Origin of the sequence: Candidatus Thiodiazotropha endolucinida, from assembly GCF_001715975.1 — a bacterium.
Taxonomy (GTDB): Bacteria; Pseudomonadota; Gammaproteobacteria; order Chromatiales; family Chromatiaceae; genus Thiodiazotropha; species Thiodiazotropha endolucinida.
In genome coordinates, this window is the sequence record NZ_MARB01000005.1 from 21,680 (window position 1) to 38,438 (window position 16,759).

Genomic DNA, 16,759 nt, shown 5'->3' on the forward strand with positions numbered 1-16,759 from the left:
CATGCTACTTGCGAAGGTGCACAGCCATGAAAAAAATCTCTATTCCACTTTTTATTGCATTGTTGCTTGCGATTGCTGTCAGTGATGTTTTAGCGGTCACTGCCAGTGAATATGCTGTGGTCATTAATCTCTCCGGGAGACAGAGGATGTTGACTCAGAAAATGTCCAAGGAGATGCTTCTGATTGCAAATAAGATAGATGTGGAAGGAAACAGGGCGAACCTGAAAAAAACCGCCAAGCTGTTTGATACCACATTGACAGGTCTGCGTGACGGTAACGCTGAAATGGGATTGCCTGCGACAGAGGGAAGGGTGATTCTCAAGCAGTTGGATAAAGTCAGGAAATTATGGGATGAATTTCAATCAGTGGTTTCCGAAGTCGTGCAGGGGGGGAGTGTCGATATCGCCAAAGTGGCGCAACTGAATCTCCCATTGCTGAAAAATATGAATACCGCAGTTCGCTTGTATGAAAAGGAGGCCAAAAAGGTGACTGGCAAAAGTGCAGGTGTAGTGATCAATCTTGCCGGTAAGCAGCGTATGCTGACGCAAAAGATGTCGAAGGAGATGTCGCTTGTGGCCTTGAATCATAGTACGGACGACAATAAATCCAATCTTCGCAGCACAGCCTCATTATTTGACCGCACGCTCAAGGGACTGCTCGATGGGGATGGGGATCTGGAACTCCCGGGTACGAAGGATAAGGCAATCCGCAGTCAACTGACGATTGTTGCCGATCTGTGGAAAGAGTTCAAGCCACTGGTGGAGCGTGCGGCAGGCATTGATACCAAAGGGATTTCAAAAGATGACCTCTTGCAGATGTCGAAACTGAACCTTCCTTTGCTTAAAGAGATGAACAAAGCAGTAAAAATGTATGAGCAACTCGAACAGTAGTTGTCCCTGTCTCGTTAAGAGGTGACTTACCATGTCAATCTCATCCTGGTATATCGCAACCGTCAGCCTTGTTTTCGAACGGTTTAAGATTCGCACGCTGGTGTTTTTGGGGATGGCCTTTTTCATCGCGTTGATGCTGTTCTCCACCCTGTTTGCACTATATCAGCTGGGGCGTACAACGGATGATCTCACAAAGGCAGCCGAGCAGGCAGTCGATATTCGTATCGTCGTTGAAGAGGTCGAGGATGGTTCTATCGTAGCGTCATCCTCGGCATCCAAGCTTAGCGACGATATGAACAGTACGCTTCTTAACATGCTCAAGACCAATGTGTCCGATATGGCTCAGATCCAGTCCACATTCGAGAAGATGGTGAAAAATCTCAATACTTTGATCGAGAGCGAGGAAGATGACCCAACGATGCTGATGCTCGAAATCGAGGATATTTACGAGCAGGTCAGACGGGAATCCCTACCACGGGTCAGAAGTATCGTCGGTGAATTCAAGAAAGCGGCACAAGAGGGTGCTCGCCAGGCGAGTGTAGCGAAGGATCTACAATTGCTGGCTGAGACGTTCAAGGAAAAATCGGTTAAGGCGGCGTCAGCATCCGAAGTCATCGAGCAGGATTCGGCGATCTCGGTGCAAAAGGCAGAACAAAGTGTACAGTTGCTGATACTGATTATAGCGGTATCAGTTGTGTTTGTCTTTATAACCTCATTCAACACCTATTTGGTAATTAATCGGCCGATTTCACTGATGCGCGAAAGGATCAAGGATATTGCGGAAGGAGAGGGAGACCTGACTAAGCGGCTCAACGCGGATGCAAATAATGAATTGGGTGAGCTCTCCCACTGGTTCAATGTGTTCATGGATAAGCTGCAGGTATTGATACAAAACGTCAAGGAATCGAGTGGGAAGATGACTGATGCGGCTTCTCAAATGTTGGAAATGACTGAAAAATCGAGTGCTGGCGTTCTTCATCAGAAGACTAAGACGGAAGAGATCGTACATGCCATGCAGAATCTCTCTTCGACTGTTGAAAGCGTTGCGGAAAGTGCTGCAGCGGCTGACAAGGCCACCGATTCTGCAGAAAAGGAGTCATTAAACGGCAGGGAGGATCTGCGAATGACCATCAACAGCATCACGACGCTGGCAGAAGAGATCGATACTGCTGCAACTATTATCAATGGTTTTCAGAAAGACAGTGAGGATATCGGTGGTGTGCTTGATGTTATAAAGGGTATCGCTGAACAAACGAATCTGTTGGCATTGAATGCAGCGATCGAGGCGGCGAGAGCCGGGGAGCAGGGCAGGGGCTTTGCCGTTGTAGCTGATGAGGTCAGGACTCTAGCCACCCGGACACAGGAATCGACACAGGAGATTCAGGAAATCATCATCCGATTGCAATCGGGAGCGGAGCAGGCGGTTACCGCCATGAACTCAGGCAGATCACGTGGACATGAGACGGCACAGCAGGCAAAACAAGCTGGGGTATCGCTGGAATCGATAACGCAGGCTGTAAACCAAATATCTACGGTCAACTCCAAGATTGCTGACGCGACAGTTGATCAACGCAATGTCGCTTCAGATGTCAATGATGGGATAAACACAATCAATCAGGTGGCTGAACAAACTGCCACCAGAGCGGAACAGACCACCAGACAGGGAGAGGTGGTCTCCCTGCTTGCCCAGGAACTGAACACATCTGTAAAACAGTTCAGGGTGTGAGTGGGCAGACGCTATTTTTCTTCGGGTTGGTAGCGGCGATTGGCAATACTTTTTATTCTACGCGCTGCCAGCCTGTTTGTTATCCAGGTTTCATCCTCTTATCGGTTGCGATTACCATTAAGACAGGTTCCAAGCTCATTTTGTCTATCGGCACCCTGCTTGTTTGCCGTTTCATGAGAAATGGTTAAGAATTCATCCGATATCCATGATCGGACCATGCTGGGTGAGGAGTATGATTATGATATTCCCGCCCTGATGACGCACCCTATGCTGTGAAAGCACAAGCTGTACTTGCGTGGTGGTTGTCAAGCCCGAGTAAATGAGATTATCTTGCAGGTCTGTGCGGTGGTCAGTGTTTTATACAATATGCCGATTTTTACGGAGCGGTGATAAACCCTTGCTGTGACGTCAATCCGGATCACTGGCCGATTTGCACAACAGAATAAGTGATTTCACAATGAGCTAAGATAATATAACCAACCTACAGGGGGGAGCCAATGTCGATCGATTGGAGCAAAACAGCTGCGGCTATATGGCGACCGCGCAGAGGCGATCTCAGAGCCGTTGAACATATCGATCAGATAGGGCTTGATCAGTTGGTTGGCATTGATGATCAAAAATTACAGTTGTTACGCAATACGGAACGTTTCCTCTCCGGGGAGGGCGCCAACAATGCACTGCTGTGGGGAGGCAAGGGTACTGGTAAATCCTCACTCATCAAGGCGGTGTTTAATCAATACCGGGGGCAGGATCTGCGACTGATCCAGGTCGATAGAAACGATTTGATCGAACTGCCGGAGATCGTAGATGGAGTCAGAGGGTTAACGCAACGATTCATTGTGTTCTGCGATGATCTGACCTTTGATATAGGCGAGGCATCCTATCGTGCATTGAAGAGTGTACTGGATGGCTCCATAGAAGCGCCTCCCGCGAACGTGCTGATCTACGCCACATCCAACCGGCGTCATCTTCTGCCTGAGTTCATGAGTGAAAACCGGGAAGCAAGGATGGTGGGGGATGATCTCCATCTGGGTGATACTACTGAGGAGAAACTGGCGCTGTCAGACAGGTTCGGTCTGTGGCTCTCATTCTATCCGGTGAACTGGCATGGCTACCTGAAGATAGTGGATAGCTATTTTCCTGAGTACAGCGGGGATCGCAAAGCACTCCATGAGGCGGCGAAACAGTTTGCAATGGCGCGTGGAGGGGCAAAAAGCGGCCGTGCCGCAAAGCAATTTTTCAAGGCCTATTCATAGGCTATGTGAAGTTGTGATTCTCGGCACTGTTGCATCTGAAAAAGCGTCAATCAAGGCGCGAGGAGTAAGGTTGAAGATCCAAATGAGCGACGAGCACTACCGAGTGGCGCTTTTTCAGGCGTACCCCAAGGGCACTTCCTTCGGGGCGTACCCCAAGGGCACTTCCTTCAGGGCGCACCCCAAGGGCACTTCCTTCGGGGCGTACCCCAAGGGCACTTCCTTCAGGGCGCACTCAGCAGGGTCGATTGGATGAGTGCTAACAGGCCCTAGCATGAAAAAAGCCTTAGGCAGAGGTCTGGCCAGCTGGTCAATACACCATCCGATCGGTGTAGTGATGATAACGCTCGCATTCATGGTGCTGGGCCTCATGGCGCTGGGTCGTCTCAGTGTAGACCTTCTTCCACATGTCGTTTACCCATCAATTGCGGTCAACGTGATCGATCCCGGTGTGCCTGCGAAGATTATGGAAGATCAGGTCACACGCCATTTGGAAGAACAACTCTCGATAACTGAAGATGCGATCCATATAGGTTCGAGAACACGTGAGGGGCGTAGTGAGGTCAATCTGGCGTTTAAGTATGGCACAGATATAGACCAGGCACTGCAAGATGCAAGTACGCGATTGGATCGTGCCAAGCGCTTTCTGCCGGACGGTATCGATCCACCGATTATCTATAAGCATGATCCGTCCCAACTGCCGGTGGCGGAATACGTCATCAGCTCATCTCTGCGCGATCCAGTGGCGCTGCGCAGTTGGGTGGACTACGAGTTCAGCAAATCATTTTTGAATCTGCCAGGTGTTGCTGCCGTTGAAGTGGGCGGAGGGTTGGTGCGAGAGATCAATATCTATGCGGATCAGCAGCGTATGACTGGTTTAGGTATGCATCTATCCGACCTGACGGATGCACTTAGGTCATCGAACGTGGAGACTGCTGGAGGCCGGCTAATTACCGAGCAGACCGAAATCAGTGGCCGGACTGCAGGGCGATTTCGCTCTGTGGATGATATTCTGCAGTTACCGTTAAGACGCGTAGGGGACGATGATACAACCACCCTGATTCGGTTATCAGAGGTTGCTCAGGTAGTGGATGGCGCGGAAGATGAGCGAATGCGCATTCGCCTCAATGGTCTTCCTGGAATAAAGCTATCGATACAAAAGCAGCCCACTGCAAATACGGTTGATGTGGTCGATCATGTTACGTCCAGGTTGGAGGAGCTTAAAGGTCAGGCGCTGATACCCAAGGATATCAAAATACACCCTGTCGATGACCAAGCCCGATTTGTACGGCGGGCACTCGATAATGCCATCAGCTCGGCAATGACTGGTGCGGTATTGGCGATGGTGGTTGTATATCTGTTTTTAGGCAGTATTCGGCGCATGTTGATTATTGGGTGCGCCATACCGATCGCCATACTCGTTACCTTCATACTGATGTCTAGTGCCGGCCTGACGCTTAATATCATGAGCTTGGGAGGGTTAGCCTTAGGTGTCGGTATGTTGGTGGATAGCACCATAGTGATGTTGGAAAATATCTACCGCCACCAAAGGGAGAGGTTAAAAAGTGAAAAGGCTACTCAAATATCCAGCTATGCCGCGAGTGAGGTAAACAGTGCAATTGTAGCCTCGACAACCACCAACCTGGTGGCCGTTTTGCCGTTTCTTTTTATTGGCGGCCTTGTTGGGCTGCTTTTTCGTGAGTTGATCTTTACCATCTCTGCCGCCATTTTGGCGTCAATGATCGTTGCCTTGACTCTGGTGCCGGCACTTTCCGGCAGATTGTCTATTGGCCTTAAAGATCGGTTAAGGCAGGTAATTGATAAGCTGATGCTGCAACTGCAGACCGGCTATTCCGGTTTGGTTGAGATTTTACTGCGCAAACCGTGGCTGCCTCTGGTTGTATTTGTGCTGTTGCTTGTATTCGCAATATTCAAGCTGGTGCCGGAGAAGCAGATATTCCTGCCACAGATTGATGAGGGTCGCATCAGCATAAGGCTTGTTGCAGATCGCGGTATCAATCTGAAAGGCATGGATGATCTGGTGTATCGACTCGAAGAGATATTAAGGCGCCAGCCGGAAACGGAATCCATATACTCTCAGATAGGTGGTTTCGTGTTTGGCCGTTCACGCTATGAATCAGTCAACCGGGCCAGTATTAAGGTGATTTTAAAACCCGCCCGTATGAGACAGATCAGTAGTCGGGCCTGGGTCGACCGTGTCAAAAAAGAGATCAAACAGGCCAAACTACCCGGATTGTGGATGGGTATGTGGGTACAAGGTGTACGTGGAATCCGGCTAAACTGGGGTGACGATGACCTCAGTGTAAGAATAAAGGGGCCGGATCTGGATGTTTTGAGCCAGCTTGCGGTGGAGGTTAATGAGAGGCTTGAAAAAGTACCCGGGCTAAGCAATGTCGAGAGCAGCAGTGATGATATTACACAGGAGATCGTAGTCTCAGTGGATCGTCAGCGGGCAGCCTATTTCGGTATCGATGTGGATGAACTGGGGGAAATCGTCAGTCTGGCGCTGAGCGGTGAGGTGGTTACCGATTACCTGGAGGGGGGGCGAAGTATCCAGGTAAGAGTAAGGTTGTTGGATTCGGATATCGCCACTCCCGCCGATCTTGAATCTATCGTCATATTCAGCCAAACCGATCCTTCAGTGCCGATACGCTTAGGGGAGTTGGCCAAGATAGAGTTATCGCCATCCTTTGTGACAATCAGGCGAGACCAGCAACAGAGAATGTCTGAAATTAGTGCCTCGTTGGGTAGTGATCTGTCATTACAAGAGGCGATATCGGAAGTGAGAAGCATTGTTGCGTCTATGGATCTGCCGACCGGTTACGCCATAAATTACGGGGGTAGCGTGGAGGTTATGAAAAAAGGACGAGACAATGGAATCCTGCTGCTCTGTCTGGCGCTTTTCCTCGTGTTGGTTGTGATGTCGGTTCAGTATGAATCACTGAGAAACCCCCTGATAATCATGTTTTGTGTACCTTTCGGTTTGATCGGTGTCGGGATAGGATTGAACTGGGCGGATTTGCCAATCTCCATGCCGGTTTGGCTGGGACTGATTATGCTGGCTGGAATTGTCGTGAACAACGCTATCGTAATGGTTGAGTATATCGCATTGCGAAGGGATGCGGGACAGGATAAGAATGCTGCCATCACAGAAGCGGCTCGGCTCAGGTTGCGACCGATTCTAATGACTACACTGACAACGGTTGCCGGAATGACGCCGTTGGCATTGGCGCTGGGAGAGGGATCGGAAATGTTGCAACCTCTGGCTGTGACATTGATATCCGGGCTCTCCTTCTCCACCTTCGTTACTCTGTTGTTGATACCATCGGTCTATCGACTGATCGGTCGGTGATGAACTATCAGTGATTGTTCAATCTTCATTTTAGTGATTGAAGCGTGCCTCTCACACGAGCATGACGGTTGTGTCTTTCATTTAATAGTGTTCGCTAATTCGCTCTTCATGTAACAGCAGCTCTTTAAGTTGAGTTTCAGAGACAGCATCATTGTTGGTTGCACCGCTTATAACTCCATTGATTCCTTGTCTACCTGAAAATACATCTCCCTGTTTATCCTGCAGTCATAACACGGTTTCCATGCCTGTTGCATGGTTTAGTATAAAAACCGTGTTGTCTATTTCCCTGCTGATTTTATGGTTATCGTCTCATTGATGTGTCGGACACAATGTATGGCTAGCGATATTGGCGTAAGTACCACCATTCGAACAGTCGCTTAAGCCAATGGAAGATCGCCATATTCGGTATCACGATGTTTTTATTTTCGGTTCGTGCCACGAGCATCCCACTGGTTTGGCTGTCTACAATACATACCAGTTCCACTTTAAAGGTTTCGCTTGGCGTTTCGCCCTTGAATTCAGCGAGCAGGTTCTTGGCAGCCGCTGTAGCCTGAAGATCAGCCATATGGGCCTGTTTGGGCATCCACTCCGGACCCGGGAAGCTGCCTGAGTCACCCGCAACATAGACGCTGGACATGCCTTCGACCCGGCAATTGGCATCGGCCTTGATCAGACCACCGGGTGATCGTGGCAATTCAGTATTGTCGAACCACTGGTTACCGGTCATGCCGGGCATAAAGAGAATCAGGTCGGCATCGAAGCTACCTCCCTCAGTGACAACGCTTGTCGCCGTGAATTTCACCATTTTATGTCCGAGATGGGTTTTGATGTCTCGTTTTTCCATTTCCTGGATCAATCCGCTAACAGCCTTGGGGCCCAGCCTTTGGCCAGGCTTTTCCGCTGGTGTGAAAAATATGAGTTTGAACCTGTCGCGCCGTTTTTCGAGCCTCAATTGACGATCGATGCCAAACAGGAATTCGAACATCGGCCCGCCACGCATCGCACTTGGCTCTTTGGGATTGCCGGAAAATCCTATGGCAATGACACCGCCATCCAACTCTCTGAGGCGATCACGGATTTTCATTGTAGCTGCGATGCCTTCACAAGGTGTTATGGCGTTTTCGATTCCAGGCAGTTTTTTTATGAAGCGGCCCCCCGAAGCGATGATCAGACCATCGTTCTCAACTTCACCATCAGTGGTTTGCAGGATCCTGCCATCACCACTGAGTCCGGTGGCCTCGGCAAGATGGTGTTCTACCTGCATGCGTCTAAAAAAAGGCCCTAGAGGAATGATGAGATCATCAGGTTCGCGTATACCTGATGGAATCCAGATCGAACCTGGAAGGTAGTGAAATTCCGCTTTGGGACTAACGACGTTTATCTCAATCGACTTATTCTTGGACCGAATAGTCTTGATAGCGGTCAGTGCCGCAAAACCGCTGCCAACTATGGTTACTCTTTGCATTCCTCAAACTCCGAATGTTTTTTAATTTCTACATATCACCGGTAAGGGCTGACAGATCTTTCTTTTTTCTCTTTGGCTGAGAATATACGTGATTCCAAGCTAAGTCGGAATTTACAATCCCGCATCCTTTTCAAACAACATAGTCGGCCAGGGGAATTACAATCTCCAAGACCTTTGTGGATCCGACAAAAATTCCCTGATCGATGCCTTGTGAGGAAAATGTGAAGGGTTCTGTTCCGGCCAGAGGGGGTTACCAGATATCATCTATAATGCAGTGTCCCATATAGCTCGATGATTTCAGTGTGACGAGTAGTCATTATCCGCCAGGTGCATCGCGTCGGGAATGGTAGGCCCTTTCCATGCGGCGCGCCTGAAGGGATGACAGATTCGAGATCAACTGCGCCTGTCAGAGACCGATCAATTCGGCATGCAGTCCTTGAAAGTGGGTTATCGCCAATAGGTCTTGACTGTTTACCCGTTCGGGGTTGTACTCGATCACAAACAGATGCGGACGCTTGGGGTCGTTATGAACCGAGACGACGCCATCCCGCACGCGAAATGCGTCCTCCAGTTGAGCGAGGCCGTCGCTATCCAGCGTTTCATCTACGTGTAGAGTGATATCCGCGAGATCGATATCCATGGTTTCTCCCTCTCATATCCGTGCTTGAATATTGTATGCCAGATATTACCATTTCAAAGTGGTATTGCGCTTGTTAATGGCATTTGGTTTATTTATTGAATTTGACGTTTAAGGCCGAACCTCCCCAACACGAGTAATCATATGTAAGAGTCCGGCTTATTCTTTAGTATAGGAAATGTATTGCTGGAAGTATTGCGCTTGATTGCCTGGGGTTATCGTGCAACCGGTCAATTTACGGGTTCTACCTTCATGCCTGGCTCGAGCTCCAGGAATCCTTTAGTGACAATCCGGTCGCCGCTCTCCAATCCCTCTACAATTTCAATCCTGTCGGCAATCCGCATGCCGCTCTTTATCGGTGCCCGCATTGCCTGTTGCCGCTCATCGAGCCTGTAGACAAACTCTCCATCGGTATCGCGTTGCAGTGCATTGAATGGGACTGTGATTCGGTCCCGCGTCGCGGTCTGCAGCATAACCCGACAGAGTTGACCTGAGCGGGCACCGTTCGGGATCGGTTCAAGTACAACCTCAATTGTTCCCATGCGTGTCGTTTCATCGAGTTCAGGATAGATCCGGTGAATCCTGCCGCTGAAGGGCTTTTCGCCAAGGCCGTCTATTCGCACAGTGACAGGATCATTGCTATTCAGCTGGGGCAGTAACAAGTCAGAGACCAGGATCCTGGTGATCAGGCTCTCGGGATTAATGATTGTCATCAGGTGGGTATGGCGAGGAACCACATCCCCGGGCTCCACCAGGCGTTCGCTGACAACGCCGGTGAAGGGAGCGCTGATGCGCGTATATCCCAGCCTTGTCTGCAACACCCTTTTCTCCGCTTCGGCTACGCTGAGATCTGTCTGCGCCTGCGCCAGCTCGTCCTGGGATACCGCCAGCCGTTTCGACAACTCCTCCTGGCGTTTGAGGTTTAACCGCATCTGTTTTGCGGTGGCCACCGCCTTCTCCAATTCCGAGTTGAGCAACTCCTCATCCAGTGTGACGATGGTCTCTCCCTCGGCCACACTGTCGCCTTCAAAAAATGGCAGTTTGGTTATTCTGCCCTCTTCCTGGTTGAATATTCGAACAGTCTGACGGGGTTTTAGCGTACCGTTTCGCTCGTGGACCGGGCCCAATGTCCGAAGCTCGACAACTTCGACGGCTACCAGATGTGTCTTATCTTCAACCTTGGCTTGTTTGCCATGCGCACTCTCGGTTGACGACTGCGAACAACCCGCCAGCAGGAGTGACAGGAGCGTGATGCCGGGTGCGCTCAGGCAATGGGGTATGGTCCTCATCAGCAAATCGCTGTTCAGGCCAGACCGACCGGCTTAGGCGGAATGCCGTTGGGTATGTAGGGGTGGTAGTGTTTGACCTTGCGTCCAACGTTACGCTGCACGATTACGCCAATGATCTTAAACTCGCCATCCTTGAGAGGTATGTCGGGATAACCCGATTTCAGTGCAACCAATCTTTTAGCTGATTCCCCCTCGGATATGTATTGGCGGAACCAGCGCTCGCCTTGGGCTTCAGCCACAACGAAAGCACCGGTCGCGCAAACTTCGGAAGGCTCGATAACAATAACGCATTTTTCGGGGAACTCCGGTTCCATGCTGTCATCCAGCACCTGCAGGGGGTAAAGTTCGTTGTAACTGCAATCTTCACTCATCGATAATCACTAACTGTATCTGTTGTGGGGGTGCCAGGCTGACCCTCGTGTATGAAACGGCGCATTGGTTGCTATCAATCGCTCCTGCTGGCGCTGATTTTAATCGATTTTAAATGGCGTGAAAGGACTTAAAACCGGAAAATCCACAGGTGAAAGCGCATACGGGCACTAATTTCGATAAAATTCCGCTTCCAATCCACTCTCTTTCCAATATTAGCATGGTCCACTCATCCAGAACCCAACCTCAGGTCCACAAAGACCGGCGTGACTACCATAACCTTCGTAACATGCTGCCATTTTTGTGGGAGTACCGTGGACGAGCCCTGCTTGCCTTGGGATGTCTGGTGCTGGCAAAGCTGGCCAATGTGGGTATCCCGCTGGTGTTGAAAGAGATAGTCGACGCCCTGGATAAGGGTGATGAAACCCTGTTGGTACTGCCGCTTTTTCTTCTGCTCGGCTATGGGGCGCTACGTCTCAGCAGCTCATTGTTCAACGAGCTGAGGGATGCCATCTTTGCACGGGTGCGATATCGTGCGATGCGCAATCTCTCCAACCGTGTGCTTGCCCACCTGCATGAACTGTCGTTGCGGTTTCATCTGCAGCGTCAGACAGGCGCAATCAGTCGCGATCTGGAGAGGGGTACGCGCTCGGTTAGCACGATATTTAACTACCTGGTGTTCAGCATCATCCCCATGGTGGTCGAATTCGGCCTGGTGGCAGTGATCATGCTTAGCCAATATGAGGTCATTTTCACCCTCATCACCTTTGGCACAGTCGCTGTCTACGTCGCCTTTACCCTGGCGATTACCGAGTGGCGCATGGAGTTCAGGCATACCATGAACCGCCTGGATTCACAGGCCAACAATCAAGCCTTCGACAGCCTTATCAATTACGAGACAGTTAAATATTTCGGCAACGAACCGTTGGAGTTGCGGCGCTTCGATGAAACGCTTTCACGATGGGAGGACAACGCAGTAAAGAGCCAGACCTCAATGTCTCTGTTGAATTTCGGTCAGGGCGGGATCACCGCCATCGGCGTAACTTTCATTATGCTGTTGGCCGCCAACAGCGTGGTGAAGGGGAGTACGTCGATCGGAGATCTGGTGCTGGTGAATGCGTTTATGTTGCAACTGTTTATACCGCTTAACTTTCTAGGCATGGTCTACCGTCAGATCAAGTACTCGCTTGCCGATATGGACCTCATCTTCAAACTGCTCGAGGAGCACGCGGAGATAACCGATGCGAAGGACGCCAAACAGTTGCAACTGGTTGCTGGGGAAGTCAGGTTCGAACAGGTCGATTTCCACTATCAACCGGAAAGGGAGATTCTGCATAAAGTCGATTTCACGATAGCTGCCGGTGAGAAGCTGGCCGTGGTGGGCCATAGCGGGGCCGGTAAATCCACCCTGTCTCGACTCCTGTTCCGGTTTTATGATGTTACCGACGGACGTATCAAGATCGATGGCCAGGATCTTCGACAGGTCACCCGCAGCAGTCTGCGTTCAGCGATTGGCATCGTGCCGCAGGATACAGTGCTATTCAATGATACGATTCTCTATAATCTTGCCTATGGCCGGCCGGATGCCAGCCATGAAGATATCGAAGAAGCCGCGCGCATAGCGCACATCGCTGAATTCATTGAGCAGTTGCCGGACGGCTACCGGACGGTTGTGGGTGAGCGCGGACTGAAACTGTCGGGCGGTGAAAAGCAGCGGGTCGCCATCGCGCGTGCGATGCTTAAGCGACCGCTCATACTGGTTTTCGATGAAGCGACCTCTTCGCTTGATACTAAGACAGAGCAGGCGATTCAGGAGACACTCGGAGAGGTGGCGAAGCAACATACAACCCTGGTGATTGCCCATCGTCTCTCCACTGTGGTGGATGCCGACCGTATTCTGGTCATGGAAGGGGGGCGCATCATGGAGCAGGGCAAGCATCATGAATTACTCGAGATGGGTGGTCTCTATCATCAGATGTGGCAGCTGCAGCAAAAAGAGAGACAGGCATTGGAGATGATAACCACCACGGATTCAGTCACGTGATAAAGCTTTACTGCCAATCTGCTGTGCACAATCGCGCCCCGTTGATGCGGGCGCCGGTCTGTGCGATTTCCGTCCAGTCCGGGGAAGGGACTATCCGCGGGTGGCGTGAATGAAGATCTACCTGGTCGGTGGTGCGGTGCGTGACCGGCTATTGGATCTGGTGGTCACTGAGCGTGACTGGGTGGTGGTCGGATCGACCCCTGATGAGATGCTGGTCGCCGGATTCCGGCGTGCCGACAGTGAGTTTCCTGTATTTCTGCATCCTGAAACCGGTGAGGAGTATGCCTTGGCGCGCACCGAGGTGAAGACAGCTGCGGGTTATAAAGGTTTTCAGGTCGATTATGGCCCGCATATCACGCTTGAACAGGACCTGCTGCGAAGAGATCTGACCATCAATGCCATGGCGATGACTGAGCATGGAGAGTTGATCGATATCTGCGGCGGGCGTGATGATCTCGACAGTGGCATGCTTCGCCATATTACGGACGCATTTACCGAGGATCCGGTACGTCTGCTGCGGATTGCGCGATTTGCCGCCAAGTTGGGTTGTTGGGGGTTTCGGGTGGCGCACGCTACCCATGAACTGATGAAGAAGATGGCACTTTCAGATGACCTGATGAGCTTGAATGCGGAGCGTATTTGGCGGGAGATGAAGGGTGCATTCTCAACCCCGCAACCCTGGCGCTTTTTTGAACTCCTGCATCGCTGTGGAGCACTCCAGCGGTTGCTTCCGGAGCTGGCTGAAGGGATGGTTTCAGGTGGCCATGGAGAAGAGACAAGGGATGAATTTGCAGCACCACTGAAGCGGGTTGCAAATGAGAGTGAAGATCCCGTAGTTCGGTGTGGCGTGGCATTTTTCGACACCGTCTCGCGCCTCGCGCAGCCGGATCAATGGATGCGGCGACTGCGCATCGAAAAGGCAGGCCGGCAATTACTGCACGACTTGTTGCGATTCCATCGGCTCACCCGGGAACCGGAACAAGCTGAGCAAATACTCCGATTCGTGGCGACCCTCAATCCAAAGCGACAACCCGTGCGCTTTCGCCGCTTTTTTGCGGCATCGCACGGGTTATGGCCGCAGCAGGTGGAAAATCTGTTACCCAAATTGGAATATTCGGCTGAACTCCTGGGTTCGCCTATGCCTGAGGAACTGGTCCGTTCCGGACTGGAGGGGCAGGCACTGGGTGAAGCACTGTTTGCCTGGCGTGTGGTCAGATTGGAAGAGGTGATGAACCAAACCCGCGGGTCAAACTGACCGTAATTCCGGGTTCGTGATAGAGTCTGTCTATGCAAGTCGAAGAGGAACAGCTGTCGATGAACAAAGTCCCTGACATTGCCGGGGGTAATGATCGTCCGCAAGATAAATTAACCTGGATCGAGGGTTTGATCGATTCGAAGCACTGGCCAAGCCTGAGAATCCTGTTTACCGGTAACCTGCTCCTGCCGATATCGATTTTGGGTGGCAGTGTCCTGGCAAGCCTATTTACTGTATTGATAATGTTCATTTATCAGCAGGGACGTTCCACATTGCAGGTTGTATTGCTGTTAAGCATAACGTTGACACTCTTTTCCCTGATATTGGTGCTGATACGCCTTCGCAGTCAACTATTGCATCCACTGTCGTCGCTGGAACAATTCGTCAATCAGGTCTGTCAGGGCGAGCCGGTTGCCAGCAAGGGTCATGAACAGACCGGTGTGCTCAGCGGCATGGCCCGCGATATCGATAGTCTCAGCGAAGAGCTTACCGATATCTACGAGGATATGGAGGTTCGGGTGGCCCGCCAGACAGCACGACTTGCCCAGAAGACCACCTCCCTGCAAGTGTTATACGACGTGGCGGCGGGTATCAATCAGTCGGAAAATCTTGACGAGCTGCTGTTGGAGTATATGGGTGTCTTCAAGCGCATGGTAAACGCCCGTTCAGCCACTGTGCACCTGGTTTTGCAGGATGACCGGGTACGCCAGGTCGGCTGTATCGACCTGCAGGGAAGGCTCTACAATGAACAGGAAATGCTGCCGATAAAACTCTGTCAGTGCGGCATCGCACTGTCACCGGGTGATATTCTCTGTAGCCAGGATGCCCGTGTCTGCTCCCGCAGAAATAACCGGACCATGTACGGGGCGAATGAGGTTGAGCGTGTATCGGTGCCTATGTGGTATCACGGTGACGTACTTGGATTCTATCATCTGTATGTGGACAAACCGGGCATCTACGACGGTCGGGAGGACGTGCTTGATATCCTGAACACCATTGGCAGTCATCTTGGTATGGCGGTCGCCAAACAGCGCTCGGACTCGGAAGCAAGGCGCTTGTCGATCGTCGAAGAGAGAACCTCATTGGCCCATGAACTGCATGACTCGTTGGCGCAAACCATTGCCAGCTTGCGCTTTCAGGTACGTATGCTGGAGGAAACGCTGCAAAACGATCAGATCTCCGAGAAGGCAGTCCAGGAGGCGCAAAGAATTCACAACGGGCTGGACGAGGCCCATGACGAGTTAAGGGAGCTGATCAACAGCTTCCGGGCCCCCTTTGACCAACGGGGGTTGGTGCCGGCGCTGAGCAAGCTGGTAGAGCGTTTCAACCAGGAGACAGGCATATCTGCCTTCTTTCAACCCGATTGCCTTAAAACGGATTTGGATACCAGCCAGGAGATGCAGGCACTGCGAATTGTGCAGGAAGCGTTGGCTAATATTCGTAAACACGCCAAAGCCCACACAATCCGCGTTTTGTTACGTTGCCGCAGTCCGGGTAGTTATCTGATTCTAGTGGAGGATGACGGTGTGGGTTTTGAGGGAGCAGTGCCGCAGGGAAATCCTGGAGAACACATCGGGCTATCTATTATGGAGGAGCGGGCCAGGCGAGTCGGTGGTGAATTGTCGATCGAGAGTGAACCCGGTGAGGGTACCCGGGTAGAGTTGGTGATCCGCAATGAAAAAAATGAAGCAAGTCTACAGAGGTGAAACAAGATGCGGGTATTACTGATAGATGATCACGCCCTTTTCCGAATCGGCTTGCAGGAGCTGCTGGAGCGTCGTGGCATCGATGTCATCGCCATTGGCGATTGCCTGAAGGGGATAGAGACTGTGGCGACGGAGCGTCCGGATGTGGTGCTTCTCGATATGCGTATGCCTGACATGACCGGCACCGAGGTGTTGAGCGTACTGCGTAAGCACTATCCGGATATGCCAATCAGCATGCTGACGACCAGCCGTGAGGAGTCGGATGTCATTGAGGCCCTGCAAAATGGCGCCCAGGGTTATCTGTTGAAGGATATGGAACCCAATGAATTGATTGATGCGCTGCAGCAGATTAAACAGGGACAGACGGTTGTGGCAAAGGAGCTGACCGGCGTATTGGCTAAGGCGGTACAGGGAGAAAGTCAAAGCAGCTCACCACAGACCTCTTCATTGGATGAGCTGACGCCCCGCGAACGGGAGATCCTTTGCCACTTGGCTGAGGGCCAGAGCAATAAGGTCATCGCCCGCAATCTGGGTATTTCTGACGGTACGGTAAAGTTACACGTAAAAGCGATACTGCGTAAACTGGAGGTCCACTCCAGGGTTGAGGCAGCAGTGATCGCAGTCGAGCAGAATCTCTGTTCGCGTGGGCAACTTTGACCTGTGCCATGCATGACATATATCAGGGCATGAAAACAGAAAACAGAAAACAGAAAACAGAAAACAGAAAACAGAAAACAGAAAACAGAAAACAG

12 protein-coding genes are annotated in these 16,759 nt (G+C 51.2%); 8 read left to right on the forward strand and 4 right to left on the reverse strand.

The genetic code is table 11. The features are described 5' to 3' along the window. Positions 1–26 precede the first annotated feature (26 nt). The 4 genes from CODIS_RS05085 (at position 27) to CODIS_RS05100 (ending at position 7,242) form a co-directional block, all read left to right on the forward strand. A complete protein-coding gene (locus CODIS_RS05085; RefSeq protein ID WP_069121808.1) occupies positions 27–890 on the forward strand; it encodes a type IV pili methyl-accepting chemotaxis transducer N-terminal domain-containing protein in 864 nt (287 codons plus the stop codon). A 31-nt stretch (positions 891–921) separates the two neighbouring features. Next, positions 922–2,616: a methyl-accepting chemotaxis protein gene (locus CODIS_RS05090; RefSeq protein ID WP_069121809.1), complete on the forward strand. Its 1,695-nt coding sequence runs from the start codon at positions 922–924 to the stop codon at positions 2,614–2,616. A 497-nt stretch (positions 2,617–3,113) separates the two neighbouring features. Continuing rightward, the gene (locus tag CODIS_RS05095; protein ID WP_069121810.1) at positions 3,114–3,872 is read left to right on the forward strand and encodes an ATP-binding protein; all 759 of its coding nucleotides are present in this window, start codon (positions 3,114–3,116) and stop codon (positions 3,870–3,872) included. A 271-nt stretch (positions 3,873–4,143) separates the two neighbouring features. Next, positions 4,144–7,242 carry an efflux RND transporter permease subunit gene (locus CODIS_RS05100; RefSeq protein WP_069121811.1) on the forward strand — a complete coding sequence of 1,033 codons (3,099 nt, stop codon included), beginning with the start codon at positions 4,144–4,146 and terminating at the stop codon, positions 7,240–7,242. A 337-nt stretch (positions 7,243–7,579) separates the two neighbouring features. Here CODIS_RS05100 and CODIS_RS05105 read toward each other — a convergent pair whose 3' ends face one another. The 4 genes from CODIS_RS05105 to CODIS_RS05120 all read right to left on the reverse strand — a co-directional run bounded on the left by CODIS_RS05105 (position 7,580) and on the right by CODIS_RS05120 (position 11,004). Continuing rightward, complete coding sequence (locus CODIS_RS05105; RefSeq protein WP_069121812.1) at positions 7,580–8,707, reverse strand: NAD(P)/FAD-dependent oxidoreductase; 1,128 nt, start codon at positions 8,705–8,707, stop codon at positions 7,580–7,582. Positions 8,708–9,113: 406 nt separating this feature from the next. Then, entirely contained in the window at positions 9,114–9,347 is a 234-nt protein-coding gene (locus tag CODIS_RS05110; RefSeq protein ID WP_069121813.1) for an ATP-binding protein, read from the reverse strand. 227 nt (positions 9,348–9,574) lie between these two features. Continuing rightward, positions 9,575–10,633, reverse strand: coding sequence for an efflux RND transporter periplasmic adaptor subunit (locus CODIS_RS05115; RefSeq protein ID WP_069121814.1), 1,059 nt, complete (start codon positions 10,631–10,633; stop codon positions 9,575–9,577). 14 nt (positions 10,634–10,647) lie between these two features. Next, positions 10,648–11,004, reverse strand: coding sequence for a S24 family peptidase (locus tag CODIS_RS05120; protein ID WP_069121815.1), 357 nt, complete (start codon positions 11,002–11,004; stop codon positions 10,648–10,650). Between the two features lie 218 nt (positions 11,005–11,222). Between CODIS_RS05120 and CODIS_RS05125 the strand changes: the two genes are divergently transcribed. The 4 genes from CODIS_RS05125 (at position 11,223) to CODIS_RS05140 (ending at position 16,664) form a co-directional block, all read left to right on the forward strand. Then, complete coding sequence (locus CODIS_RS05125) at positions 11,223–13,046, forward strand: ABCB family ABC transporter ATP-binding protein/permease (protein WP_069121816.1); 1,824 nt, start codon at positions 11,223–11,225, stop codon at positions 13,044–13,046. A gap of 109 nt (positions 13,047–13,155) precedes the next feature. Continuing rightward, complete coding sequence (cca, locus tag CODIS_RS05130) at positions 13,156–14,301, forward strand: tRNA nucleotidyltransferase/poly(A) polymerase-related protein (RefSeq protein WP_069121817.1); 1,146 nt, start codon at positions 13,156–13,158, stop codon at positions 14,299–14,301. Between the two features lie 32 nt (positions 14,302–14,333). After that, positions 14,334–16,007 (forward strand): ATP-binding protein, encoded by a 1,674-nt coding sequence (locus CODIS_RS05135; protein WP_235615132.1) that lies wholly within the window; start codon positions 14,334–14,336, stop codon positions 16,005–16,007. A 6-nt stretch (positions 16,008–16,013) separates the two neighbouring features. Further along, positions 16,014–16,664 (forward strand): response regulator, encoded by a 651-nt coding sequence (locus tag CODIS_RS05140; protein WP_069121818.1) that lies wholly within the window; start codon positions 16,014–16,016, stop codon positions 16,662–16,664. The last annotated feature ends 95 nt before the right edge of the window (positions 16,665–16,759 follow it).

Bases quoted from the DNA above. Each gene is read 5' to 3' on its own strand.
- CODIS_RS05085 (WP_069121808.1), top strand. From the start codon at position 27: ATGAAAAAAATCTCTATTCCACTTTTTATTGCATTGTTGCTTGCGATT.
- CODIS_RS05090 (WP_069121809.1), top strand. From the start codon at position 922: ATGTCAATCTCATCCTGGTATATCGCAACCGTCAGCCTTGTTTTCGAA.
- CODIS_RS05095 (WP_069121810.1), top strand. From the start codon at position 3,114: ATGTCGATCGATTGGAGCAAAACAGCTGCGGCTATATGGCGACCGCGC.
- CODIS_RS05100 (WP_069121811.1), top strand. From the start codon at position 4,144: ATGAAAAAAGCCTTAGGCAGAGGTCTGGCCAGCTGGTCAATACACCAT.
- CODIS_RS05105 (WP_069121812.1), bottom strand. From the start codon at position 8,707: ATGCAAAGAGTAACCATAGTTGGCAGCGGTTTTGCGGCACTGACCGCT.
- CODIS_RS05110 (WP_069121813.1), bottom strand. From the start codon at position 9,347: ATGGATATCGATCTCGCGGATATCACTCTACACGTAGATGAAACGCTG.
- CODIS_RS05115 (WP_069121814.1), bottom strand. From the start codon at position 10,633: ATGAGGACCATACCCCATTGCCTGAGCGCACCCGGCATCACGCTCCTG.
- CODIS_RS05120 (WP_069121815.1), bottom strand. From the start codon at position 11,004: ATGAGTGAAGATTGCAGTTACAACGAACTTTACCCCCTGCAGGTGCTG.
- CODIS_RS05125 (WP_069121816.1), top strand. From the start codon at position 11,223: ATGGTCCACTCATCCAGAACCCAACCTCAGGTCCACAAAGACCGGCGT.
- cca (WP_069121817.1), top strand. From the start codon at position 13,156: ATGAAGATCTACCTGGTCGGTGGTGCGGTGCGTGACCGGCTATTGGAT.
- CODIS_RS05135 (WP_235615132.1), top strand. From the start codon at position 14,334: ATGCAAGTCGAAGAGGAACAGCTGTCGATGAACAAAGTCCCTGACATT.
- CODIS_RS05140 (WP_069121818.1), top strand. From the start codon at position 16,014: ATGCGGGTATTACTGATAGATGATCACGCCCTTTTCCGAATCGGCTTG.